General features: G+C 58.9%; 18 protein-coding genes. 11 read left to right on the top strand and 7 right to left on the bottom strand.

Translation table 11 applies throughout. The annotated features are described in order from the left end of the window. The first annotated feature begins 284 nt into the window (after window positions 1-284). Entirely contained in the window at window positions 285-2,177 is a 1,893-nt protein-coding gene (gene mrdA / locus ACP7BN_RS11495; protein ID WP_426204145.1) for a penicillin-binding protein 2, read from the top strand. 59 nt (window positions 2,178-2,236) lie between these two features. On the opposite strand, the gene ACP7BN_RS11490 is transcribed toward mrdA, so the two are convergent. Together ACP7BN_RS11490 and ACP7BN_RS11485 are read right to left on the bottom strand one after the other, a co-directional pair. After that, complete coding sequence (locus tag ACP7BN_RS11490; RefSeq protein WP_426204143.1) at window positions 2,237-2,641, bottom strand: lysozyme inhibitor LprI family protein; 405 nt, start codon at window positions 2,639-2,641, stop codon at window positions 2,237-2,239. Between the two features lie 151 nt (window positions 2,642-2,792). After that, a complete protein-coding gene (locus tag ACP7BN_RS11485) occupies window positions 2,793-3,713 on the bottom strand; it encodes an ADP-ribosylglycohydrolase family protein (RefSeq protein ID WP_426204140.1) in 921 nt (306 codons plus the stop codon). Window positions 3,714-3,910: 197 nt separating this feature from the next. Between ACP7BN_RS11485 and ACP7BN_RS11480 the strand changes: the two genes are divergently transcribed. Further along, the gene (locus ACP7BN_RS11480; RefSeq protein WP_426204138.1) at window positions 3,911-4,393 is read left to right on the top strand and encodes an SRPBCC family protein; all 483 of its coding nucleotides are present in this window, start codon (window positions 3,911-3,913) and stop codon (window positions 4,391-4,393) included. Window positions 4,394-4,400: 7 nt separating this feature from the next. Continuing rightward, a complete protein-coding gene (locus ACP7BN_RS11475; RefSeq protein ID WP_426204158.1) occupies window positions 4,401-5,201 on the top strand; it encodes an aminoglycoside phosphotransferase family protein in 801 nt (266 codons plus the stop codon). A 289-nt stretch (window positions 5,202-5,490) separates the two neighbouring features. Here the strand turns inward: ACP7BN_RS11475 and acnA are convergent, their stop codons facing one another. Beyond that, the gene (gene acnA, locus ACP7BN_RS11470) at window positions 5,491-8,232 is read right to left on the bottom strand and encodes an aconitate hydratase AcnA (protein ID WP_426204136.1); all 2,742 of its coding nucleotides are present in this window, start codon (window positions 8,230-8,232) and stop codon (window positions 5,491-5,493) included. A gap of 222 nt (window positions 8,233-8,454) precedes the next feature. Between acnA and rlmM the strand changes: the two genes are divergently transcribed. Both rlmM and tusA read left to right on the top strand, forming a co-directional pair. Then, window positions 8,455-9,528, top strand: coding sequence for a 23S rRNA (cytidine(2498)-2'-O)-methyltransferase RlmM (rlmM, locus tag ACP7BN_RS11465; RefSeq protein ID WP_426204134.1), 1,074 nt, complete (start codon window positions 8,455-8,457; stop codon window positions 9,526-9,528). A gap of 65 nt (window positions 9,529-9,593) precedes the next feature. Then, complete coding sequence (tusA, locus tag ACP7BN_RS11460; protein WP_426204132.1) at window positions 9,594-9,845, top strand: sulfurtransferase TusA; 252 nt, start codon at window positions 9,594-9,596, stop codon at window positions 9,843-9,845. 50 nt (window positions 9,846-9,895) lie between these two features. Here tusA and ACP7BN_RS11455 read toward each other — a convergent pair whose 3' ends face one another. Then, complete coding sequence (locus ACP7BN_RS11455) at window positions 9,896-11,302, bottom strand: MATE family efflux transporter (RefSeq protein ID WP_426204130.1); 1,407 nt, start codon at window positions 11,300-11,302, stop codon at window positions 9,896-9,898. Between the two features lie 161 nt (window positions 11,303-11,463). Here ACP7BN_RS11455 and pdxB point away from each other — a divergent pair, with 161 nt between their 5' ends. Beyond that, on the top strand, window positions 11,464-12,606 hold the full coding sequence (pdxB, locus tag ACP7BN_RS11450; protein ID WP_426204128.1) for a 4-phosphoerythronate dehydrogenase PdxB: 1,143 nt from the start codon (window positions 11,464-11,466) through the stop codon (window positions 12,604-12,606). Between the two features lie 58 nt (window positions 12,607-12,664). Here pdxB and ACP7BN_RS11445 read toward each other — a convergent pair whose 3' ends face one another. Then, on the bottom strand, window positions 12,665-12,844 hold the full coding sequence (locus tag ACP7BN_RS11445; protein ID WP_420650636.1) for a PA1571 family protein: 180 nt from the start codon (window positions 12,842-12,844) through the stop codon (window positions 12,665-12,667). Window positions 12,845-13,101: 257 nt separating this feature from the next. On the opposite strand from ACP7BN_RS11445, the gene ACP7BN_RS11440 reads away from it, so the two are divergent. Together ACP7BN_RS11440 and ACP7BN_RS11435 are read left to right on the top strand one after the other, a co-directional pair. Further along, window positions 13,102-14,877 carry an ABC transporter transmembrane domain-containing protein gene (locus ACP7BN_RS11440; RefSeq protein WP_426204127.1) on the top strand — a complete coding sequence of 592 codons (1,776 nt, stop codon included), beginning with the start codon at window positions 13,102-13,104 and terminating at the stop codon, window positions 14,875-14,877. A 66-nt stretch (window positions 14,878-14,943) separates the two neighbouring features. Further along, window positions 14,944-15,969 carry a Fic family protein gene (locus tag ACP7BN_RS11435; RefSeq protein ID WP_426204125.1) on the top strand — a complete coding sequence of 342 codons (1,026 nt, stop codon included), beginning with the start codon at window positions 14,944-14,946 and terminating at the stop codon, window positions 15,967-15,969. 84 nt (window positions 15,970-16,053) lie between these two features. Here ACP7BN_RS11435 and ACP7BN_RS11430 read toward each other — a convergent pair whose 3' ends face one another. Further along, entirely contained in the window at window positions 16,054-17,982 is a 1,929-nt protein-coding gene (locus ACP7BN_RS11430; protein ID WP_426204124.1) for a transglycosylase SLT domain-containing protein, read from the bottom strand. A 216-nt stretch (window positions 17,983-18,198) separates the two neighbouring features. On the opposite strand from ACP7BN_RS11430, the gene ACP7BN_RS11425 reads away from it, so the two are divergent. Next, entirely contained in the window at window positions 18,199-20,112 is a 1,914-nt protein-coding gene (locus ACP7BN_RS11425; RefSeq protein WP_420650639.1) for an ATP-binding cassette domain-containing protein, read from the top strand. Window positions 20,113-20,182: 70 nt separating this feature from the next. Here the strand turns inward: ACP7BN_RS11425 and ACP7BN_RS11420 are convergent, their stop codons facing one another. Continuing rightward, window positions 20,183-20,620, bottom strand: coding sequence for a universal stress protein (locus tag ACP7BN_RS11420; RefSeq protein WP_426204122.1), 438 nt, complete (start codon window positions 20,618-20,620; stop codon window positions 20,183-20,185). 105 nt (window positions 20,621-20,725) lie between these two features. Between ACP7BN_RS11420 and ACP7BN_RS11415 the strand changes: the two genes are divergently transcribed. Beyond that, the gene (locus ACP7BN_RS11415) at window positions 20,726-21,163 is read left to right on the top strand and encodes a hypothetical protein (protein ID WP_426204120.1); all 438 of its coding nucleotides are present in this window, start codon (window positions 20,726-20,728) and stop codon (window positions 21,161-21,163) included. Between the two features lie 503 nt (window positions 21,164-21,666). Next, complete coding sequence (gene fadB, locus ACP7BN_RS11410; protein ID WP_426204118.1) at window positions 21,667-23,814, top strand: fatty acid oxidation complex subunit alpha FadB; 2,148 nt, start codon at window positions 21,667-21,669, stop codon at window positions 23,812-23,814. Window positions 23,815-23,835: the final 21 nt, after the last annotated feature.

Below are 23,835 nucleotides of genomic sequence, written 5' to 3'. Positions count from 1 at the left end.
CAGCAGTGAAACGATGCATCGCCGATGGTAGTGTGGGGTTTCCCCATGTGAGAGTAGGTCATCGTCAAGATTAAATTCCGAAACCCCAATTGCGAAAGCAGTTGGGGTTTTGTTTTGCCTGCGAAAAAGTGCTCGAATTCCATCCTCCCGCCGTCGCCACTCCAACCATTCAGGGAATTCTCTCTGTAGGACTGCCGGGTTTTTGGTATGGTGCAGCTCGTTTTTTAACGGACTGACGTCATGCCCAAGGATCGGCGTTCATTTTTCAAAGAGTTGCTGCAGAAATGCCTGAACCAATACCCATCAAGGATCACGAGAAAGAGACGCGGCTGGTCAACAAGCGGCTGATCGCTTGCGCTTTACTCGTCTTCGCGATCAGCTGTGCGCTGGTGGTGCGTCTTTACATCCTGCAAGTTGTGGAATTCGACTACCACTCAACCATCTCCGAGAACAATCGTGTTCATGTCCTGCCGATTCCCCCGACACGTGGCCTGATCTACGATCGCAACGGCGTGCTGCTCGCGGATAACCGCCCAAGCTACAACCTGACCATCACCCGCGAGCGCGCCGACAACGTCAATCAAGAACTGGACGAAGTCATCAGCCTGTTGCACCTCCCGAGTGAAGATCGCTCGGTGTTCGACAAGGCCATGAAGCAATCGCGCCATCCGTTCACGCCGGTGACGTTGTTCTATGAACTTACCGAAGAGCAGATCGCTGTGTTGGCGGTCAACGAGTTTCGTCTGCCAGGTTTGGACGTCGAGCCGCAGTTCGTTCGTAACTACCCACTGGGTGCGCACTTCGCGCATTCCATCGGCTACGTCGGCCGCATCAACGAAAAAGAATCCAAGATCCTCGACTCCGTTGAATACCGCGGCACCCAGTCCATCGGCAAAACCGGTATCGAAAGATTCTACGAGCCTCAGTTGCACGGCCACGTCGGTTACGAAGAAGTAGAAACCAACGCGCAGGGCCGCGTACTCAGAGTGCTCAAACACACCGACCCGATACCCGGCAAAAACATCGTCCTGAGCCTTGACGTCAAATTGCAGCAAGCCGCTGAAGCTGCGTTGGGTGATCGTCGTGGATCGGTAGTCGCGCTGGATCCTTCGACCGGCGAAGTGCTGGCCATGGTCAGCAATCCAAGCTTTGATCCGAACCTTTTTGTCACCGGCATCAGTTCGAAGGAATATTCGGCACTACGCGATTCCATCGACCGTCCGCTGTTCAATCGCGTGCTGCGCGGCCTTTACGCGCCGGGTTCGACCATCAAGCCAGAGGTCGCGATTGCCGGACTTGATTCTGGTGTTGTCACCCCGCAGACCCGCGTCTTCGATCCAGGCTATTACCAACTACCGGATTTCGATCACAAGTACCGCAACTGGAACCACAGCGGCGACGGTTGGGTGGATATGGACGCAGCGATCATGCGCTCCAACGACACCTACTTCTACGACTTGGCGCACAAGCTCGGCATTGACCGTCTGCATGACTACATGGCGATGTTCGGTCTAGGTGAAAAGGTCTCGCTGGATATGTTCGAAGAGTCTTCCGGTCTGATGCCGTCCCAGGCCTGGAAACGCGCAACCCGTCGCCAAGCCTGGTTCCCCGGTGAGACGGTGATTCTCGGCATCGGTCAGGGCTACATGCAAGTCACACCGCTACAACTGGCCCAGGCCACCGCTCTGATCGCCAACAAAGGCGTGTGGAACCGTCCACATCTGGCGAAAACCGTCGACGGCGTAGCGCCAGTGGACGAACACCCGATGCCGAACATCCTGCTCAAGGACCCGCGCGACTGGGAGCAGGTCAACCACGGTATGCAGATGGTCATGCACGACGCCCGCGGCATTGCACGAGCGGCAGCGGCCGGCGCGCAATATCGCATCGCTGGCAAGAGCGGTACCGCGCAAGTGGTGGCGATCAAGCAGGGTGAGCGTTACAACCGTGCGAAAACCCTCGAACGTCACCGCGACAACGCCTTGTTCGTTGGGTTTGCCCCGGCCGAGCATCCGAAGATCGCAATATCAGTGATGATCGAAAACGGCGAGGCGGGTGGTCGTGTTGCCGGCCCCGTCGTGCGAAAGATCATGGACGCCTGGCTGCTCGACCAGGATGGTCACCTCAAGCCGCAATATGCAGCCCCTGCCAAAGCACCCGGTGATCCTCACGTTTAGCTCTGAACGTCATGCAGAGTGAGGCACGCCTGAGGCAGGCCCTCGAGCAGTAGCGATGATCAGGCGCCGGGTACCGGGCAGCTCATGTCACCCTCTTCGCACTTCAAATACTGCTTGAGAGCCTCGGTTCTGACCTTGGTTATCCCGGTGATGCAGTTATTGAGGATCAGCGGGTAAACACTCCCACCTTCAACTCCCGATGCGGAAAACTTGCATTCGGCATCCCGAAATCCAATCCACGCCTTCTGTGCGCTTACCAGCAGCTTTTTGCTGTCTGGATTGTCCTTCAATCGCGCGATGATCTGCTGATACACCGTGTTCAGTTCCTTGTCCGCCGCTTTGTTTTCCTGCGATGCACACTGATTCATGGTCGCCTGATCACTGGCATGGGCGCAGTCGAAGGCTGCATGGGCGAGGGGGGTCAAGAATAATGGTGTCAAAATCAGCAGCAGGCGTGGGGACATGGAACATCTCTCTGTCAAAGTCTGGAAAGGCATGCATGGCAGGCTCAGCAGCGCCAAGCACAAGCTGGTATTTCGCTAGAGCTGCATGCTCAACTCCGGGGGGATCGTTGGAGTAATCACTGAGTCTACACAAGTCCCGGATTCTGCTTGCTTAACAATGTCCGCGCAGTCTCGATGCGTCGAACAGCTGTTCCGCGATCGCCGCGATGTCTTCACCCTCATGCAATTGTGCCAACCAGTTGGACGGTATTGCGCGGACTCCATAATAAGCCCCCGCCAATTGACCAACGATAGCAGCGGTGGTGTCGGCGTCATCCCCCAGATTGGCCGCTTGCAGGACTGCCTCAGCGAAGCTCTCTGTGTGCTGGAAACACCACAGAGCTGCTTCCAGAGAGTCCACGCTGTAGCCGCTGCCGCGTATTTCACTCAGGTTTTTTTCCAGGTAATCACCATGTGCAATCGCGGCAACTTTTGGTTGGCTGAAGACTGTGTGCGGCAGGCTGCGCAGGTCGGCCTTTGAAGCCCCTTGCAGTGCCTTGCCGATCAGTTCTGCAAACAATTCGCAGCACTCGATAGCCTCGGGCGCGCCGTGCGTGGTTCGCGAACTCTCAGCCGCGAACTGTTTGATTTGCAGCATATCGGGAAAGTAAAACAGAACGACCGGTACCAGACGCATCAGTGAACCATTACCGGCGGTGTCGGGATCGGTGGAGCCAGCGAAAGGCTCTCCCGTATTTTGATAGCGGGCCAGCGCCCGGCTCACTGTCATACCGATGTCGAAGCATTCGCCGGTCGAACTCAGATAACCCCACTGCCACCAATTGAGATAACGCCCCATCTGATCAGATGCGTCGAACGCGTTTTTATTCAACAGACTTTCTGCGAGGCATAACGCCATCGAGGTGTCATCGGTCCATTGACCCGGCTTCAGGCGGAAGGGCCCACCACCGACCATGTCGGTCAGCGGCTGGAACGAACCGCGCGGCTGGAATTCGACAGTGGTTCCCACTGCGTCGCCGCAAGCCAGCCCGAGCAGGGCGCCACGGTAGCGTTCGAGAAGGGAAGGCTGCATGGTTACATCCTTGTGTTGTGCAAAATCGCTAGAAACGGTAGCAGGTTCGACGCTAAGAATTGCTCACAATCTGCAAAACAGGCGCCAGTTAATGCCGCCAGATGTTTCCTTGAAGCGAGCCTGTTGCACTGGATTGATACAACTTCAGGTTGGACATGTGGTCATACAAGCCTACTGTTCAGAACAGGAGGTGACGTATGAAACCAGTACCGAATAGCTTTGAACGGAAAATCACGCTCAAGTCGCCGCGTTCGCATGTATGGCGCGCGCTGGTGGATGCCGAGGCGTTTGGGCAGTGGTTTGGCGTTGCGCTGGAAGATCGGCGGTTTATTGCGGGGGAGTGGACACAGGGGCAGGTCACGTATCCCGGTTATGAGCATGTGCTGTGGAATGTGCTGGTCGAGCGAGTCGAGCCGCAGCAGTTGTTTTCCTTTCGCTGGCATCCGTATGCGGTGAATCCGAAGATCGACTATTCGCAGGAGCCGACCACCCTGGTCAAGTTCGAACTTGAAGACTACGAGGAAGGCACGCTGCTCAAGGTCTCCGAGTCGGGTTTCGCGCATATTCCCGACATTCGTCAGAAAGAGGCGTACTACATGGATAGCCGTGGCTGGGAAGAGCAATTGAGTCGACTTGAGCATTTCCTGACCGAGAGTGCCCGCGAACGTGAAGGTGGCTGAACTCGATGTGTTTGATGTGTGGCTGAGGCGCTGGGCATTGGTGCCGGACGGCGCGCCGATAATCACACCAGGTAGTCGTCTGTTACCGGTGCGTCAGGGCAATACGCCCGCCATGCTCAAATTGGCAGTGGATGCCGAGGAGAAATACGGCAATCTGCTGATGACCTGGTGGGCAGGCGACGGCACCGCTCGGGTGCTCGCTCATTTTGCGGATGCTTTGCTGCTGGAGCGCGCCACGGGCAAGCGCTCGCTAATGCATATGGCGCTCAACGATCACGATGATGAAGCCACCAGGATCATGTGTATGGCTCTGGCGCGGTTACATGCGCCGCGCCCGACGCCACCCCCGCAACTGGTCGAGCTGGAGACGTGGTTTGCCTCGCTGACCTCCGCTGCGGCTCAACACGGCGGGCTTTACGCCCGCAGCCTGCAAACTGCGGAAGCCTTGCTCGCCAATCCTCAGGACGTTGTCGTGCTGCACGGCGACATGCACCACGACAACGTTCTCGATTTCGGTCCGCGCGGCTGGTTGGCCATCGACCCTAAACGCGTCCGGGGTGAGCGCGGTTATGACTACGCCAACCTGATCTGCAACCCGGAGCTGCCGACCGCCACCGATCCCGAGCGTTTCCTGCGACAAATAAAAGTCATCGTCGAGGCAGCCGCGCTGGATCGTGAAAGGTTGCTGCAATGGGTGCTGGCATTCGCCGGATTATCCGCTGCGTGGTTTCTGGAGGATGATGATCAAAAAGCGGCTGCCGGACAGCTGCAGGTCGCAAAACTCGCGGCTTCGGCGCTTGAGGCCTGACATCCCTAGGGGTTTACGGAAGGAGCGCTATAGCGAATGTCTTACACGCGATGGTAGCTTTGACGACTATTGCCGATTGGATCCAGCGCGTAATCTAGCTACATCAACTGAAGCACAGGGAGTGTTTCAGGATCATGGATGATCGACCATTAGCAAGGATCGCTGCCGACAGGGAGTCGATAATGGTCTTGGGAAAACCCGCTTCGGCGGGTTTTTTTTCGTCTGTCGAAAAGCGTCCGTCCCAAACAACAAACACCGCCAATTGGCGGTGTTTGCGTATCTGGTTGTTTTATGAAGCGATCAATTGGCGCAACACGTAATGCAAAATCCCGCCAGCCTTGAAGTATTCCACCTCATTCAACGTATCAATCCGGCACAACACCTCGACTTTTTCCTGGCGCCCATCTTCGCGGGTGATCACCAGCGGCAGATTCATCCGGGGCGTCAGCTCGACACCTGTCAGCCCCTGAATCTCGAAGGTCTCCTTGCCCGTGAGGTTAAGGCTCTTGCGGTTCTGATCCAGTTTGAACTGCAGCGGCAACACACCCATGCCCACCAGGTTGGAACGATGGATGCGCTCAAAGCTTTCAGCAATCACCGCTTTCACGCCAAGCAGATTGGTGCCTTTAGCCGCCCAGTCACGACTGGAGCCAGTGCCGTATTCCTGGCCGGCAACCACCACCAGCGGCGTGCCCGAGGCTTGATAACGCATCGCTGCGTCGTAAATCGGCAGTTTCTCCCCGGTCGGAATATAGATCGTGTTGCCACCTTCTTCGCCGCCGAGCATCTCGTTACGGATGCGGATATTGGCAAAGGTGCCACGCATCATCACCTCATGATTTCCTCGACGTGAGCCGTAAGAGTTGAAGTCGCGCGGTTCCACACCTTTCTCGCGCAGGTAACGCCCGGCCGGACTGTCAGCCTTGATGTTACCGGCAGGAGAAATGTGGTCGGTGGTCACCGAGTCGCCGAGCAGCGCCAGTACGCGTGCACCTTGCACATCCTTGATCACCGGCAACGGTCCGCCAATGTCATCGAAAAAAGGTGGGTGCTGGATGTACGTCGAATCGTCCTGCCACACATAGGTCGCCGCTTGCGGCACTTCGATGGCTTGCCACTGTTCGTCGCCGGCAAACACTTCGGCATATTCCTTGTGGAACATCGCGGTGCTGACCTGGCTGACCGCATCGGCGATCTCTTTACTGCTCGGCCAGATATCGCGCAGATACACCGGATTGCCCTGTTGATCATTGCCCAGCGGTTCGCTGCTGATATCAGTGCGCACGCTGCCGGCCAGGGCGTAAGCGACTACCAAGGGTGGTGAGGCCAGCCAGTTGGTTTTCACCAGTGGATGCACTCGACCTTCAAAGTTGCGATTACCGGACAGCACCGAAGCCACGGCGAGGTCGGCTTTCTGGATAGCTTTCTCGATCGGCTCCGGCAGCGGCCCGGAATTGCCGATGCAGGTGGTGCAGCCGTAACCGACCAGAGAGAACCCCAACTGATCGAGATACTGCGTCAGCCCGGCTGCCTTGTAGTAATCGGTCACCACTTTCGAACCCGGCGCCAGCGAAGTCTTGACCCACGGTTTGCGCGTCAGGCCTTTCTCCACGGCTTTTTTCGCCAGCAGACCGGCGGCCATCATCACGCTCGGGTTCGAGGTGTTGGTGCAGGAAGTGATCGCGGCGATCACCACCGCGCCGTTTTTCAGGCGATAGGTGCGCCCTTCAGACTCGTAATCAGTTTCGCCGACCAGATCGGCATTACCCACCGCGACACCGCCGCCGCCTTCGCTTTCCAGGCGTCCTTCTTCTTTGCTGGTCGGTTTGAATTGCAGGTCGAGAAAGTCGCTGAAGGCTTGTGCGACATTCGGCAGCGAAACCCGGTCCTGCGGACGTTTCGGCCCGGCGAGGCTGGCCTCGACGCTGCCCATGTCCAGTGCCAGGCTGTCGGTGAACACCGGCTCTTGACCCGGTAGACGCCACAGCCCCTGCGCCTTGGTGTAAGCCTCAACCAGTTTCACCACTTCAGCCGGCCGGCCGGACAGGCGCAGGTATTCCAGGGTGACGTCGTCGACCGGGAAGAAACCGCAGGTGGCGCCATATTCCGGGGCCATGTTGGCGATGGTCGCGCGATCCGCCAGCGGCAGGTCGGCCAGACCGTCGCCATAAAACTCGACGAATTTTCCGACCACGCCTTTCTTGCGCAGCATCTGGGTGACGGTCAGCACCAGATCGGTGGCGGTGATGCCTTCCTTGAGCTTGCCGGTGAGTTTGAAACCAATCACCTCCGGAATCAGCATCGACACCGGTTGCCCGAGCATCGCCGCTTCCGCTTCGATCCCGCCCACACCCCAGCCGAGCACGCCGAGGCCGTTGATCATGGTGGTGTGCGAGTCGGTGCCGACCAACGTATCGGGGAACGCATAGGTGCGGCCGTCTTCTTCTTTGGTCCAGACGGTGCGCCCGAGGTATTCAAGGTTGACCTGATGGCAGATCCCGGTGCCCGGCGGCACGACGCTGAAGTTGTCAAAAGCGCTCTGTCCCCAGCGCAGGAAGGCGTAGCGCTCGCCGTTGCGCTGCATCTCGATGTCGACGTTCTGCTCGAACGCACTGGGACTGGCGAACTTGTCGACCATCACCGAGTGGTCGATCACCAGATCCACCGGCGACAACGGATTGATTCGTTGTGGATCGCCACCAGCCTTGGCCATGGCGGCGCGCATTGCGGCCAGATCAACCACGGCAGGAACGCCGGTAAAATCTTGCATCAATACGCGAGCAGGGCGGTACTGGATTTCGCGGTCGGAGCGGCGCTCCTTGAGCCACGCGGCAATCGCCTTGAGGTCGGCGCCGGTGACGGTTTTTTCGTCCTCCCAGCGCAGCAGGTTTTCCAGCAGAACTTTCAGCGACATCGGCAGTTTGTCGAGGTGGCCCAGGCTTTTGGCGGCCTCCGCTAGGCTGAAGTAGTGGTAGGTCTTGGCATCGATTTGCAGGGTTTTAAGGGTTTTCAGGCTATCGAGGGACGGCATTGAAATGACTCCTTTCGAATCCGCACGGCTACGGATTGAGGGCTCGGACTGAGGCTTAAACCTAGTCCCGTTTGGCGCTTAAGGCTAATTACTGGACTCTATGGGCAAGTCCAAGGTTCCGACATCGGCTATCATGCGCCGGTTTTCGTGACAGGCTTTGCTTCAACGCAAGTCTGGGCATCGCGCAGGGGCCGAATGTCCGCCCTCTGCCCAGGAGTAAGAATGAACACCCTATTCATGCATTGCCGGCCAGGTTTCGAAGGCGAAGTCTGTTCGGAAATTTCCGATCTCGCCGCACAGTTGAACGTGTCCGGCTACGCCAAGGCCAAAGCGGTCAGCGCTTGCGCCGAATTCGTCTGCACTGAAGCCGATGGCGCCGAGCGCCTGATGCGCGGCCAGCGTTTCGCCGAGCTGATCTTCCCGCGTCAATGGGCGCGCGGATTGTTCATCGATCTGCCGGAAACCGACCGCATCAGCGTGATCCTCGCGCAGATGGCCGATTTCCCGGTGTGCGGCAGCCTGTGGCTGGAAGTCGTCGATACCAACGATGGCAAAGAACTGTCGAACTTCTGCAAGAAATTCGAAGGCCCGCTGCGCAAGGCCCTGACCGGCGCCGGCAAACTGGTGGACGACGCCAGCAAGCCGCGTCTGCTGCTGACCTTCAAGAGTGGCCGCGAAGTGTTTCTCGGTCTGGCCGAGCCGGGCAATTCGGCGATGTGGCCGATGGGCATTCCGCGCCTGAAGTTTCCGCGCGAGGCGCCAAGCCGCTCAACCTTGAAGCTGGAAGAGGCGTGGCACCATTTCATCCCGCGCGATCAGTGGGATGAGCGTCTGCACAGCGACATGACCGGCGTTGACCTTGGTGCCGCGCCGGGCGGCTGGACCTGGCAACTGGTCAACCGTGGCATGTTGGTGACTGCCATCGACAACGGCCCGATGGCTGAAAGCCTGATGGACACCGGTCTGGTGCAGCACTTGATGGCCGACGGTTTCACCTTCAAACCGCGTCAACCGGTGGACTGGATGGTCTGCGACATCGTCGAGAAACCTGCACGCAACGCGGCGATGCTCGAAGAGTGGATCGGCGAGGGCCATTGCCGTGAAGCGGTGGTCAATCTCAAGCTGCCGATGAAACAGCGTTATGCCGAAGTGAAGCGTCTGCTCGAACGCATCGCCGATGGTTTCAAGGCGCGCGGGATCAAGGTCGATATCGGCTGCAAGCAGCTGTATCACGACCGCGAGGAAGTGACCTGCCATCTACGTCGGCATGACATGAAGAAACCGAAAACCCGCTGAGGGTGCGACAGGTGACCAAACACCCGGCAATGCGCGACAATGCCGGCCAGTTTCAGGAGTGAATCATGAGTGAAATGCTTGATACGCCGGTCGATGGCACCCTCGACGCCACCGGGCTCAACTGCCCGGAGCCGGTGATGATGCTGCACCAGCACATCCGTGACCTGGTGCCTGGTGGGCTGCTCAAGGTGATCGCCACCGATCCCTCGACCCGCCGCGACATTCCCAAGTTCTGCGTGTTTCTCGACCACGAACTGGTCGGCCAGCACGAAGATGCCGGCACCTATCTGTACTGGATTCGCAAGAAGTCCGGTTGATCGCAAGGCAAAAAAAAGACCTGCATCTGCAGGTCTTTTTTTATGCCCGATCAGCCCGGCGAACGGCTGACTCGAATGCGCTTGCGAGCGCTGCGGGCGAGGCGGATCGACAGCATCACCGCCGCGCAACTCAGCCCAACGATCAAGCCTTGCCACAAACCGCTCGGGCCGCGTGGCTCGCCGAGCCAGTCGGTGAGGCCGAGGGCGTAACCCACCGGCAGCCCGATGCCCCAATAAGCGAACAGGGTCAGGATCATCGTCACGCGGGTGTCCTGATAACCACGCAGGGCGCCAGCGGCGGTGACCTGAATCGCATCGGAAAACTGGAACAGCGCCGAGTACACGATCAGCATCGCGGCGATGTGAATGACCGTCGGATCGGCGGTGTAGATCGCAGCGATGGGCTCGCGCATCAGCAGCATCATGCTCGCCGACAGGCAGGCGTAAGCCAGCGCGGTGCCCATGCCGACACCTGCGGCAAACCGCGCTTCACGCGGCTCTTCACGGCCCAAAGCCTGGCCGACGCGTACGGTGACCGCCATGCCCAGCGAATACGGAATCATGAACACCAGCGAACTGACATTCAGTGCGATCTGGTGCCCGGCAACCACGGTTGCACCGAGGCTGCCGATTAGCAGCGCGATCACCGCGAAGATGCTCGACTCGGCAAACACCGCGATGCCGATCGGCAGACCAATCGCCAGCAGGCGCTTGATCACCGCCCATTGCGGCCAGTCGAAACGGCTGAACAGCTCACTGGATTTGTAGGCCGGCGCCCAGCGCTCATAACCGGCCAGACCCAAGGTCATCACCCACATCACAATCGCCGTGGCCCAGCCGCAACCGACGCCGCCCATGGCCGGCACGCCGAAGTGGCCATAAATGAACACGTAGTTCAGCGGAATATTCAGCGCCAGACCGCACAGGCCCAACACCATCGCCGGACGGGTGCGACCGAGGCCATCACTGAAGCAGCGCAGCACATGGTAGAAAGCCACCGCAGGCAAACCGCTAGCGATGCCATGCAGATATTGCATGCACGGGCCGATCAGCTCGGGATCGACCTTCATCAAATGCAGGATCGGTTCGGCGCAAATCAGCATCGCGGTGGCGATCAGGCCGACCACCAGCGCAAGCCATAACGCCTGGCGCACAATCGGGCCGATCTCGCCGTGGGTGCCGGCGCCAAAACGCTGGGCGACTTTCGGCGTGGTGGCCAGCAGGGTGCCGGTCATCAGCAGAAACACCGGCACCCAGATCGAGTTGCCCAGCGCGACTGCCGCCAGATCTTTGGGCCCGACGCGGCCGGCCATCACCGCATCGACGAAGCCCATGGCGGTGGTCGCCAGTTGCGCAATCATGATCGGCAGCGCGAGGGTCAGCAGCGTCTTCAGCTCGAGGCGAATTCGGGCGGGGCGATTCAGGGCAACGGCAGGTTGTTCAGTTACGGAATTCACAGGCAAAGCGTCCACTAGGGGTTGATACGCAAGGCGGGGCATTCTACGCCGCTGACGCCATGGTCAGGAAAAATCCTCTGTTGCGCATTTGTAATCGTATAGCCTGCTGGCTCATCAACGGATCTGCACCTAAACTGCCGATCCGCCCAAGGAGCCCCGCCATGCTGATTGTTGCCGACGAAAACATCCCGCTGCTCGATGCCTTTTTTGCCGGTTTCGGCGAGATCCGCCGCGTGCCGGGCCGCTCCATCGACCGCGCCACGGTTGCCGAGGCCGACGTGTTGCTGGTGCGTTCCGTGACTAACGTCAACCGCGCGCTGCTTGAGGGCAGCCAGGTGCGTTTTGTCGGCACCTGCACCATCGGCACGGATCATCTGGACCTCGACTACTTCAACGAGGCCGGCATTACCTGGTCCAGTGCGCCCGGCTGCAATGCGCGTGGCGTGGTCGATTATGTGCTTGGCAGTTTGCTGACGCTGGCCGAAATCGAAGGCGCCGATCTGAATCAGCGCACCTATGGCGTCGTGGGTGCCGGTGAAGTCGGCGGGCGATTGATCACGGTCCTGCAAGGCTTGGGCTGGAACGTAAAAGTCTGCGATCCGCCGCGTCAGGCCGCCGAGGGGGGCGACTATGTCAGCCTTGAGCAGATCATCGAGCAGTGCGACGTGATCAGTCTGCACACCCCGCTGACCCGCAGCGGTGAAGGCGCGACCTGGCACCTGTTTGATCAGCAGCGTTTGCAGCAACTCAAGTCCGGAACCTGGCTGATCAACGCAGCTCGCGGCCCGGTGGTGGATAACGCCGCACTGCGCAAAGTCTTGCTGGAGCGCGAAGACTTGCAAGCGGTGCTCGATGTCTGGGAAGCAGAACCGGAAGTCGATGTGGCGCTGGCCGATCTCTGTGTGTTGGCGACGCCGCACATTGCCGGTTATAGCCTCGACGGCAAACAGCGCGGGACAGCGCAGATCTATCAGGCGTACTGCGAATTCGTCGGCCAGCCAGCGAACATTCAATTGAGCGATTTGCTGCCGGCACCATGGTTGTCAGAAGTTTCCCTGCATGCCGATACCGATCCGGCCTGGGCGCTGGCGATGTTATGCCGTGGCGTGTACGACCCGCGCCGTGACGACGCGGATTTTCGCCGCAGTCTTGTAGGCAATGTCGGTGAACAGCGTGCGGCGTTCGATGTGCTGCGCAAGCAGTATCCGGCACGGCGCGAGATTGAAGGTCTGAAAGTGCGAATCGAAGGTGAGTCGTCAGCGTTGCGCCAGATCGTGGCGGCGCTGGGCGCGGTAGCGATCTAAAAACGCAGGCAGAAAAAACCCGGCCAAAAGGGGCCGGGTCAGGAAGACGTTGGCTATATCACTCTTGTTCGGCAGGCTTGACCAATCGCTTCTCCAGTTCGCTGCATGCTTGCTGGATCATGTCTTCAGTGATCGGTACTTCGCGCCCATGCTCATCGATAATCGAGCAACCCAGAGTCTGGCCGGGTTTGGTGCGGATCACTTCAATCTTGTCTTCGCTGCTGTGTTGCAAGGACATGGCCTGTCTCCTCATCAGGTTGTGCGCCTAGGTTAAAACCGTCAGGTGACCGGGCTGTGACAGCTCCCTGCGGTCGTTCCCAACGGCATCTCCACTCAAACAGAAATGACCGTTTGTCTCAACCGGGGCTTTAGACCAATAGCATCTAGGCCCTAGTCTTGACGGTCATAATTAACCTGACTCATTGTGATTTACAGAGTTCCACCCCATTTAGATGGTCTAGGCTGGCCTATTCCTCAACATGGATGTGAACCTGAATGATCTCGTTGCTTACTCCCCGACACCGTCGCGCCATCCGCCTGACGAGCCGTTTTCTCGCGCCATACCGGTGGCAAGCGCTGTGGGCGCTGCTCGCGCTGATTGTCACTGCTGCCATCACGTTGTCGATGGGGCAGGGCATCAAGCTGATGGTCGATCGCGGGTTCATGACCCAATCGCCGCATTTGCTCAACCAGTCCATCGGACTGTTCATGTTGATGGTGGTCGGTCTGGCGATCGGTACGTTCGCGCGATTTTATTGGGTGTCGTGGATTGGCGAACGCGTTGTGGCCGATATTCGTCGGCAAGTGTTCAATCATCTGGTTTATCTGCATCCCGGGTTTTATGAAGATAACCGCAGCTCGGAAATTCAATCGCGTCTGACTGCCGATACCACGCTGCTGCAATCGGTGATCGGTTCGTCGCTGTCGATGTTCCTGCGCAATCTGTTGATGGTCATCGGCGGGATCGTCCTGTTGTTCATTACCAACCCGAAACTCACCAGCATTGTGGTGATTGCGTTACCGCTGGTGGTCGCGCCGATTCTGATTTTCGGACGCCGTGTGCGCAACCTGTCGCGGCTGAGCCAGGATCGGGTGGCCGACATCGGCAGCTATGTTTCCGAAACCCTCAGTCAGATCAAAACCGTTCAGGCCTACAACCATCAGGTGCAGGATGAGCAGCGTTTTGCGACGACGGTCGAGCAGGCTTTCGACACTGCACGCAAACGCATTTATCAGCGCTCGTGGTTGATCACCATGGTCATCGTGCTGGTGCTCGGCGCTGTCGCTGTAATGCTTTGGGTCGGTGGCATGGACGTCATCGCCGGACGCATTTCTGGCGGTGAGCTGGCGGCGTTCGTGTTTTACAGCCTGATCGTCGGCAGCGCTTTCGGCACCTTGAGCGAAGTGATTGGTGAGCTGCAGCGCGCCGCGGGTGCGGCGGAGCGGATCGCCGAACTACTGCGTTCGGAGAACATCATTCAGCCGCCGGCCAGTGGTCTGGTGAAGTTGCCGGAGCGGGTCAGAGGCGAACTGGCATTGCATGACGTGCGTTTTTCCTACCCTTCGCGTCCAGAAAGATACGCCGTTGACGGCTTGAATCTGACGATCAATGCGGGCGAAACACTGGCGCTGGTCGGGCCGTCCGGTGCGGGCAAGTCCACGGTGTACGACTTGCTCCTGCGGTTCTATGATCCAAGTGAGGGGCGGATCCTCATCGACGGCGTGCCGCTGACCAGCCTTGATCCGCTGGATTTGCGCCGTTGCTTTGCACTGGTCTCACAGACCCCGGCGCTGTTCTTCGGCAGCGTCGAAGAAAACATTCGCTACGGCTGCCAAAACGCGACGCTGGAGCAAGTAGTGGAGGCGGCGAAGATCGCCCACGCCCACGACTTCATTGAACAAATGCCCAATGGCTACCAGACCCATCTGGGTGACGGCGGCCTCGGCCTGTCCGGCGGTCAACGCCAACGCCTGGCCATCGCTCGCGCATTGCTGGTGGACGCACCGATACTGCTGCTCGACGAAGCCACCAGCGCCCTCGACGCGCAGAGCGAACACCTGATTCAGGAAGCGCTGCCGAGCCTGATGCAAAACCGCACCACCCTGGTGATCGCGCATCGCCTGGCCACGGTGAAAAACGCCGACCGCATCGCGGTGATGGATCAAGGCAAGTTAGTGGCCATTGGTACGCACCAGGAACTGATCGCAAGCAATCCGCTGTATGCGCGGTTGGCGGCGTTGCAGTTCAGTGATGGGCCGCAAACCCACTGAATAAGGCTGCCGTGCTCAGTCGCTTCGGGCATTATGGCGGCCATTGTGCAACGCCTGGATAAGGACATGAGTCGCTACCAACCTCCATTGACCCTGACCCCCCGAATGCTCGCTTTGATCGCCGAAATCAGCGAGCAGATCGGTCAGCTTTCGGCTACGGACAGCAGTCGGCAGACACCGCAATTGCGGCGAGGCAATCGTATCCGCACGATTCAAGCGTCCTTGGCGATTGAAAACAACACGCTCAGTATCGAGCAGGTGACTGCAGTGCTGGCCGGGCAACGTGTGTTGGGTCTTCCCAAGGAAATTCAGGAAGTACGCAATGCCTTCGCGGCGTATGAGTGCATGCCTGACTGGAAGCCTGGCAGCCGCGTCGATTTGCTGAAAGCGCATGAGTTGCTCATGCGCGGCCTTATTGATGAGTGCGGGCACTTTCGCCGGGCGGGCGTGGGTATTTATCGTGGTGAGCGCCTGGTGCACATGGCTCCGCCGCCAAGCCGCATCGCGCATTTGATCGACGATTTGTTGGCTTGGCTCGATACGTCGGACTGGCACCCGCTGATCACGAGCTGTGTATTCCATTATGAGTTCGAATTCATCCACCCATTCGCTGATGGAAACGGTCGCATGGGCCGGATTTGGCAGACGTTGATCCTTAGCCAGTGGCGACCGGTGTTGGCGTACTTGCCTGTGGAAGCGGTGGTTCGCGAGCAACAGGATGAATATTACGCGGCGCTCTCTGCGGCTGATCAAATGGCAGAATCGACGCCGTTTGTGGAGTTCATGCTCAATGCATTGAACGTGGCCCTGCATGAAGCGATCAACAGTGAATCACTGATCGACCCAGTAACCGACCCAGTAACCGACCCAGTAGAGCGACTTCTGCGAGCGCTAGACGGGCGATCTCTGAGGATCAGTGATTTGATGGCTGCAATGGGTTTGACGCACAAAGCAACATTCCGGGCGAACTACCTCAAGCCTGCGTTGATTAGCGAGATGATTGAGATGACGGATCCTGAGACGCCTAGCAGTCCGGCCCAGAAGTACCGTCTGACCGAGAGCGGAAAGCGTCTGGTTTCGAGATGGAAGTGAGCTCACTGCACTGAAAACAAAAAATGCCCGCATCTCTCGATGCGGGCATTTTTTTGCGTAAGCAGTCAGCAAATCACTGCGTACTTACTGATCATCAAAATACCGCTCATGCCAATCCACCAGCGGCTGCGGCGAGTTGAGTTTCTGGCCGTAGATCACCGAGTACGACAGCACGTTCTGCACGTACTGGCGGGTTTCGTCGAACGGGATGCTTTCTACCCAGACATCGAAACTCAGATGATCGGCGCCGCGCAGCCACTGACGCACGCGGCCGGGGCCGGCGTTGTAGGCGGCGGAGGCGAGCACGCGGTTGCCGTTGAACTGGCTGTGCACCTGACTCAGGTAAGCGGCGCCGAGCTGGATGTTCTTGTCCGGGTCGAGCACTTGCTGTGGTGAGGCGAGCGGGATGCTGAACTTGCGCGCGGTTTCCTTGGCGGTGCCGGGCATCAGTTGCATCAGGCCGCTGGCGCCGACACCGGAGCGGGCATCGTCCATGAACGCGCTTTCCTGACGCGTGATAGCAAACACCCAGCTCGAATGCAGGCCACGCACCTTGGCTTCGCGTACCAGCGTCTCGCGGTGGGCCATCGGGAAGCGGATGTCCAGGTCGTCCCAGTACTGCGCCTGACTGATGGTGCGGATTGCCGGGAAATACCATTTCAGGTCGTAAGCCAGTTTGGCTTGGGCAACCATTTCATCGCGATTGAAATGGCGGCTGACGTGGTACCACTCGCGGCGGCCATCTACGATCTGCCCCCGTGCGTGAAACTCCAGCGCTCGGCGTACGCCCGGCGTGTTGCGAACTTTGTTGATCAGCGCCTGGCTGAGCACCAGCGGTTTGTTGTTCAACGAGTACGGCGATTGCGAGCGATCGGCGGCGAGGAATCCGTAGAAATCACGCTCGCGGGACAGGTTTTTGTACAGGGTCTGGGCTTCCGGGTTCTGCGGCTGCGCCAGTTCGAGGCTGCGCGCCTGCCAGTAGCGCCAGCGATTGGTGGTGGCCAGATCCTGTGGCAGACGGCGGGTCAACTGATAGGCATCGTCCCAACGCGCCAGACGCAACAGCAGACGCAGGCGCCATTCGGAAACGGTGTTGTCGCGCAGTTCCGGGTCGTACTTGGTCATCACGTCCAGCGCGCGACTGTCAAAACGCCGGGCCAGAGTCAGGCCCATTTCCCGGGCGATCGCGACTTTCTCATCGCGAGAGAAATGCATGCTGCTGGCGTAACCGTCGAGCAGGGCCATGGCCTTGTCCGGGTCCTGGCGCGCGAGACGGCGCAGGCCGAGGCTGACCACGTCGGACATCGGCTCATCGGCCGGGGTGAAGCGCGAAGGCTGGTTGAGCAGCTCAGGTTTCTGCGCTACATCCACCAGCAAGCGACCGCGCGGGGCTAGGGTGGTCAGACCGTTGACCAGACTGTTGGCCAGCGGATAGTTGCGATTCTGCGCAGCAAGTTTGGTGCGCTCCCAGCGTTTCTGTTCGGTCAGTTGACCTTCGGCGGCCCAGATGCCGAACAGTGCATCGCACGCGGCCGGCTGCGATTTGCCGGTCAGCCAAAGCTTGTCGGCATTGGCGTAGCCTTGAGTCTTTTGGTTGTGGCTGATCTGGTACTGCGCGTTCAGGCAGTCGAGTTCGGTGAAATTGAGTTTCGGGTCGTAATACTTGACGAAAGTCGCCCAGTCGCCGCGATCGGCCAGCCAGCGCAACCAGCGCAACTTCATCCAGTTGGCCTGAGGCAGGTCACCGTGTTCGGCGAGGAATTTCTCGATTTCCGCGTTGCTCGCGGTTTTCAGGCGAGCGGTCAGTTCGTCGTAGGCCAGATAGGGTTCGAGCGGGTAATCGGCCAAAGCCTGGCTGTAACGGAAATACGGGCCGGTATCGCCCTTGGCCAGAGCGCGTTTGGCTTCATCGTAATACTGACGCTGGGTGGACAGGTCCACCGCCTGGGCGGATTGAACGGCAGCGGCGGAAAGTAGCAAACAGGACAAAACACTGAAAAGGCGACTGCGCATGAGACATCCGGGCAGAGAAATCATGACAAGCACCGGCGATCAAACCGGCACTGAATTGTCTGTAGCTTAGCCTTTTGCCAGCAAGCGGCGAAAGCTTTGCCGGCCTTGTTGCACAAGATCGCAACAAATGTTGTGCAGAGTGCTTCAGCGGTGAAATTGCCGGCCTGTTCGGGTCTCGATTCAGGTAGAATGCGCCCCCGGTTTTTGGAGAAGCTCATGACCCTGCTCAAATTCAGCGATGTGTCCCTTGCATTCGGCGCGATGCCGTTGTTGGACAAGGTGTCCTGGCAGATCGCCCGTGGTGAGCGGGTGTGCATCATCGGCCGCAACGGCACTGGCAAGTCCAGCATGATGAAACTGGTCAAGGGCGACCAGAAGCCCGATGACGGCTCCGTTTGGCGTGCCCCCGGTCTGAAAATCGGCGAATTGCCGCAAGAATTGCCCGTGGCCGACGAGCGGACAGTATTCGACGTGGTGGCCGAGGGCCTCGACGGCGTTGGCGCGCTGCTCGCCGAATACCATCACCTGAGCCAGAACATCGTCACCGACGCGGATCTGGACAAGCTGATGCACGTTCAGCACGACCTCGAAGCCCGTGACGGCTGGCGCTTGCAGACCCTGGTCGACAGCACCCTGAGCCGCCTGCAACTGCCCGCTGACAAGACCCTCGCCGAGTTGTCCGGCGGCTGGCGTCGTCGCGTGCTGCTGGCGCAGGCGTTGGTGTCCGAGCCGGATCTGCTGTTGCTCGACGAACCAACCAACCACCTGGATATCGGTGCGATTGCCTGGCTTGAAGAAGCGCTGAAGGATTTCCAGGGCGCCGTGCTGTTCATCACGCACGACCGTTCCTTCCTGCAAAACCTTGCCACGCGCATCCTCGAACTGGATCGCGGCGGCCTGATCGACTGGAACGGCGACTACGCCAGTTTCCTCGTGCACAAAGAAGCCGAACTGGCTGCCGAAGCCACCGCCAACGCGCTGTTCGACAAGCGTCTGGCTCAGGAAGAAGTGTGGATCCGTCAGGGCATCAAGGCTCGTCGTACCCGTAACGAAGGCCGCGTGCGCGCCCTGAAAGCCCTACGCGTTGAGCGCAGTGAGCGTCGCGAGCGCACCGGCAAGGCCAACATTCAGCTGGACACCGCTGACAAGTCCGGCAAGCAGGTGATGGTGCTCGATAACGTGAGCTTCGCGCACCCGGGCGGCCCGTTCCTGATCAAGGATTTCTCCATGGTCCTGCAGCGCGGCGACCGTATCGGTCTGCTCGGCGCCAACGGTACCGGCAAGACCACGCTGCTGAAACTGATGCTCAGCGGCTTGCAGCCAACCAGCGGCAAAGTGGAAGAGGGCACGCGGATCGACGTCGCGTACTTCGACCAGTTGCGCCATCAGCTGGATTTGGAAAAAACCGTGATCGACAACGTTGCCGAAGGTCGCGACTTCATCGACATAGACGGCCAAAGCCGCCACGTGTTGAGCTACCTGGGCGACTTCCTGTTCAGCCCGCAACGTGCACGGACTCCGGTGAAAGCCCTGTCCGGTGGCGAGCGTGCGCGTCTGCTGCTGGCCAAGCTGTTCAGCAAACCGGCGAACCTGCTGGTGCTCGACGAACCAACCAACGACCTCGACGTGGAAACCCTCGAACTGCTTGAAGAAGTGCTGTTGACCTTCAACGGCACCGTGCTGATGGTCAGCCACGACCGGGCATTCCTCGACAACGTGGTGACCAGCACGCTGGTCTTCGAAGGTGAAGGCAAGGTTCGCGAGTACGTCGGTGGTTATCAGGACTGGCTGCGTCAGGGCGGTTCGCCGCGCCTGCTCGGCGTGACTGAAAGCAAATCCGGCAAGGCTGACTTGAACTCGGCCGTAGTCACCGCTGCGCCGGCTCCGGCCGCTGCTGCCGCGCCTGCTGCCAAGAAGAAGCTGAGCTACAAGCTGCAGCGCGAGCTGGAAGCGTTGCCGGGCGACATCGATGCCAAGGAGCAGCAGATTGCTGCAGTCGAAGCCGAGATGGCCGATGGCGGTTTCTACCAGCGTCCTGCGGCCGAGACCGCCAAGGTAATTGCTTCGCTGGAGCAGTTGCAGGCTGAGCTGGAAGTACTGGTCGAGCGTTGGGCCGAGCTGGATGCCTGATTGATCGCGCCATAAAAAAGCCCGGCCTCATTCGCGTGAGGCCGGGCTTTTTGCAAGCGCAGCTGAAATATCAGCGCTTGACCAGATGCACCGCCAGCACATCGCAAGGTGCGCCGTGCAGCACATCGTTGGCGGTCGAACCGAGCAGCAGTGCCAGGCCGTGACGACCATGGCTGCCGACCACGATCAGATCGCAGCTTTGCTCTTTGGCGAAGTGGTGGATCTCCTGACGCGGCTGGCCGTAGGTCAGGTGGCAATTGGCGCCCACAAGCTCAGGGTACTTTTGCTTCAAGCGCTCAAGCCGCTCCTTGGCCTGATCGAACTGCTGTTGTTGCAGTTGTGACAGATCCATTGGCACATCGCCGCCGAACGCCATGGCCATCGGCTCGACGATATGCACCAGCGACAGCTTGGCCGTGTTGCTCACCGACAGCTCGCGGGCGCGGTGGATCACAGGGTCGCACTCTTCAGTCAGGTCTACGGCGACCAAGATATGGTGGTAGGGCATGAGGTGCTCCTCGTGAGGGTTCAATATTGTTAAGTATGGCTGGTTTCAAGCGCATTGGTTCCAAAGTGACGCAATGCGCTCATTCGAAAAATCGGGAGTAGAGATATGACGGTCTGGTTAGTGGTGTCAATCCTGCTGGTGGTCTTGAGTCCGCTGGCATGGTTGCGCCCCTCGCGCGCGCAGAGCGGGCGGATCGCCCTGAGAGCGGAGGCGCGACGGATCGGGCTGACCATGCAACTGGCGAAGCAGGAGTGGCCGCACTGGCTCGCTCAGGAGCCGCCGAACCCGTGTGCGCAGTACATTCGGCCACGGCGCGGCAGTCGGCCGGCGTGCTGGAGCTACTGGCAGAAATCTCCGGGTTTGTGGGTCAATCAATGGCAGGAGCCATGTGAAGATCCGGCGTTGCTCAATCATTTCGAAAAATTGCCGGACAACGTGTTCAAGGTCGAAGCCGACAAGCAAATGATCGCCTTGTACTGGAGTGAGAAGGGCGAGGCGACGGTTTTGCAGAATATCGATGCCACTCTGAAAGCGCTGGCATGACTCGCGGACATTTCGCACTGCAACGGTGCGAAACGTCCGGCAGACGCGCAATAAAAAGCCCGACATGATTCATCGGGCGGGGTAGGCCAGGCAGGCCGGTAAATCTGTTGGGCGTTTTTCTTTGTAGTCCTGCCAGCGTAGCCTGTTAAACAAGCCCCGCCGCGAATTAGGGCGACATTTCTAACAATTGATCTTATGAATGGCTTTGCATGCGGCGAGGTGTCGCAGGGCTGCGTCCTACGGAAATGACTGCAAAGTCGCATTTCAACCCGTATTTCGGGCGATTGACAATTGTCGGAAATTCCGTGAAGGTGACGTACCCAAATCAAACGGGCGTATGAATTGAGCGTTTGTATTGCAGACCGCTCCTACAGAATCCCGACTATCGCGTTGGCGGGTGTGCCGGGTGGATTGGTGTCAGCAGCGACGAAACAACGTCCTGCCGAGCCATTCGCCTGCGTCCGACGTGTACTGTTCAGCTTCCATATCGTGGAGATCAGTTGATGATTTACGAAGGTAAAGCCATCACGGTTAAAGCTCTTGAAAGTGGCATCGTCGAATTGAAATTCGACCTCAAGGGTGAGTCCGTCAACAAGTTCAACCGTCTAACCCTGAACGAACTGCGTCAGGCCGTAGACACCATCAAGGCAGATGCTTCGATCAAGGGCGTGATCGTCAGCAGTGGCAAAGACGTATTCATCGTCGGCGCCGACATCACCGAATTTGTCGAGAACTTCAAGCTGCCGGATGCGGAGCTGGTTGCTGGCAATCTCGAAGCCAACAAGATCTTCAGCGATTTCGAAGACCTCAACGTTCCGACTGTCGCCGCGATCAACGGCATCGCCCTCGGTGGCGGTCTGGAAATGTGTCTGGCGGCGGACTACCGCGTCATGTCCACCAAGGCCAAGATCGGTCTGCCGGAAGTCAAACTGGGCATCTACCCGGGCTTCGGCGGTACCGTGCGTCTGCCGCGCCTGATCGGTGCCGACAACGCCATCGAGTGGATTGCCGCAGGCAAGGAAAACCGTCCTGAAGACGCGCTGAAAGTCGGCGCAGTCGATGCCGTAGTTGCTCCCGAGAAGCTGCAAGAAGCTGCCCTGGAGCTGATCAAGCGCGCCATTTCCGGCGAGTTCGACTACAAGGCCAAGCGCCAGCCGAAGCTGGAAAAGCTCAAGCTGAACGCAATCGAACAAATGATGGCTTTCGAAACCGCCAAAGGTTTCGTGGCCGGTCAGGCTGGCCCGAACTACCCGGCGCCAGTTGAAGCGATCAAGACCATCCAGAAAGCTGCGAACTTCGGTCGCGACAAAGCGCTGGACGTCGAAGCTGCCGGTTTCGTCAAACTGGCCAAGACCTCTGCCGCGCAGAGCTTGATCGGTCTGTTCCTGAACGATCAGGAACTGAAGAAAAAGGCCAAGGCCTACGACGAAATCGCCAAAGACGTGAAGCAGGCCGCCGTACTGGGCGCTGGCATCATGGGTGGCGGTATCGCTTATCAGTCGGCCTCCAAAGGCACGCCGATCCTGATGAAGGATATCAACGAGCACGGTATCGAGCAGGGTCTGGCTGAAGCCGCCAAACTGCTGGTTGGCCGCGTTGATAAAGGTCGCATGACTCCGGCGAAAATGGCTGAAGTGCTCAACGGCATTCGTCCGACCCTGTCTTACGGCGACTTCGGTCACGTCGACCTGGTGGTTGAGGCCGTGGTAGAGAACCCGAAGGTCAAGCAAGCGGTACTGGCTGAAGTTGAAGACAAGGTCAAAGAGGACACCATCCTCGCGTCCAACACGTCGACCATCTCCATCAGCTTGTTGGCCAAAGCCCTCAAGCGTCCGGAAAACTTCGTCGGCATGCACTTCTTCAACCCGGTGCACATGATGCCGCTGGTGGAAGTGATCCGTGGCGAGAAGTCCAGCGAGCTGGCTGTCGCCACTACCGTTGCCTACGCCAAAAAAATGGGCAAGAACCCGATCGTCGTCAACGATTGCCCAGGCTTCCTGGTCAACCGCGTACTGTTCCCGTACTTCGGTGGTTTCGCCAAATTGGTCAGCGCCGGTGTGGACTTCGTCCGTATCGACAAGGTCATGGAGAAATTCGGCTGGCCGATGGGCCCGGCATACCTGATGGACGTGGTCGGCATCGACACCGGTCACCACGGTCGTGACGTGATGGCTGAAGGCTTCCCGGATCGTATGAAGGATGACCGTCGTTCGGCCATCGACGTGCTGTACGAAGCCAAACGCCTCGGTCAGAAGAACGGCAAGGGCTTCTACGCCTACGAGACCGACAAGAAGGGCAAGCAGAAGAAAGTCGCTGACCCATCGGTTCTGGAAGTGCTCAAGCCGATCGTTTACGAGCAGCGCGAAGTTACCGACGAAGACATCATCAACTGGATGATGATCCCGCTGTGCCTGGAAACCGTGCGTTGCCTGGAAGACGGCATTGTCGAGACCGCCGCCGAAGCCGACATGGGTCTGGTCTACGGTATCGGTTTCCCTCCATTCCGTGGCGGTGCGCTGCGCTACATCGATTCCGTCGGTGTTGCCGAGTTCGTTGCCCTGGCTGACCAGTACGCTGATTTGGGCGCGCTGTACCACCCGACCGCGAAGCTGCGTGAAATGGCCAAAACCGGCCAACGGTTCTTCGGTTAAGCGTCCCAACTTTTGAGCGAG

The sequence above is a fragment of the Pseudomonas sp. TWP3-1 genome (assembly GCF_049896625.1).
Taxonomy (GTDB): Bacteria; Pseudomonadota; Gammaproteobacteria; order Pseudomonadales; family Pseudomonadaceae; genus Aquipseudomonas.
The sequence above is the reverse complement of the archived record's forward strand: the minus strand, read 5'-3'. Positions and strand labels throughout refer to the sequence as shown.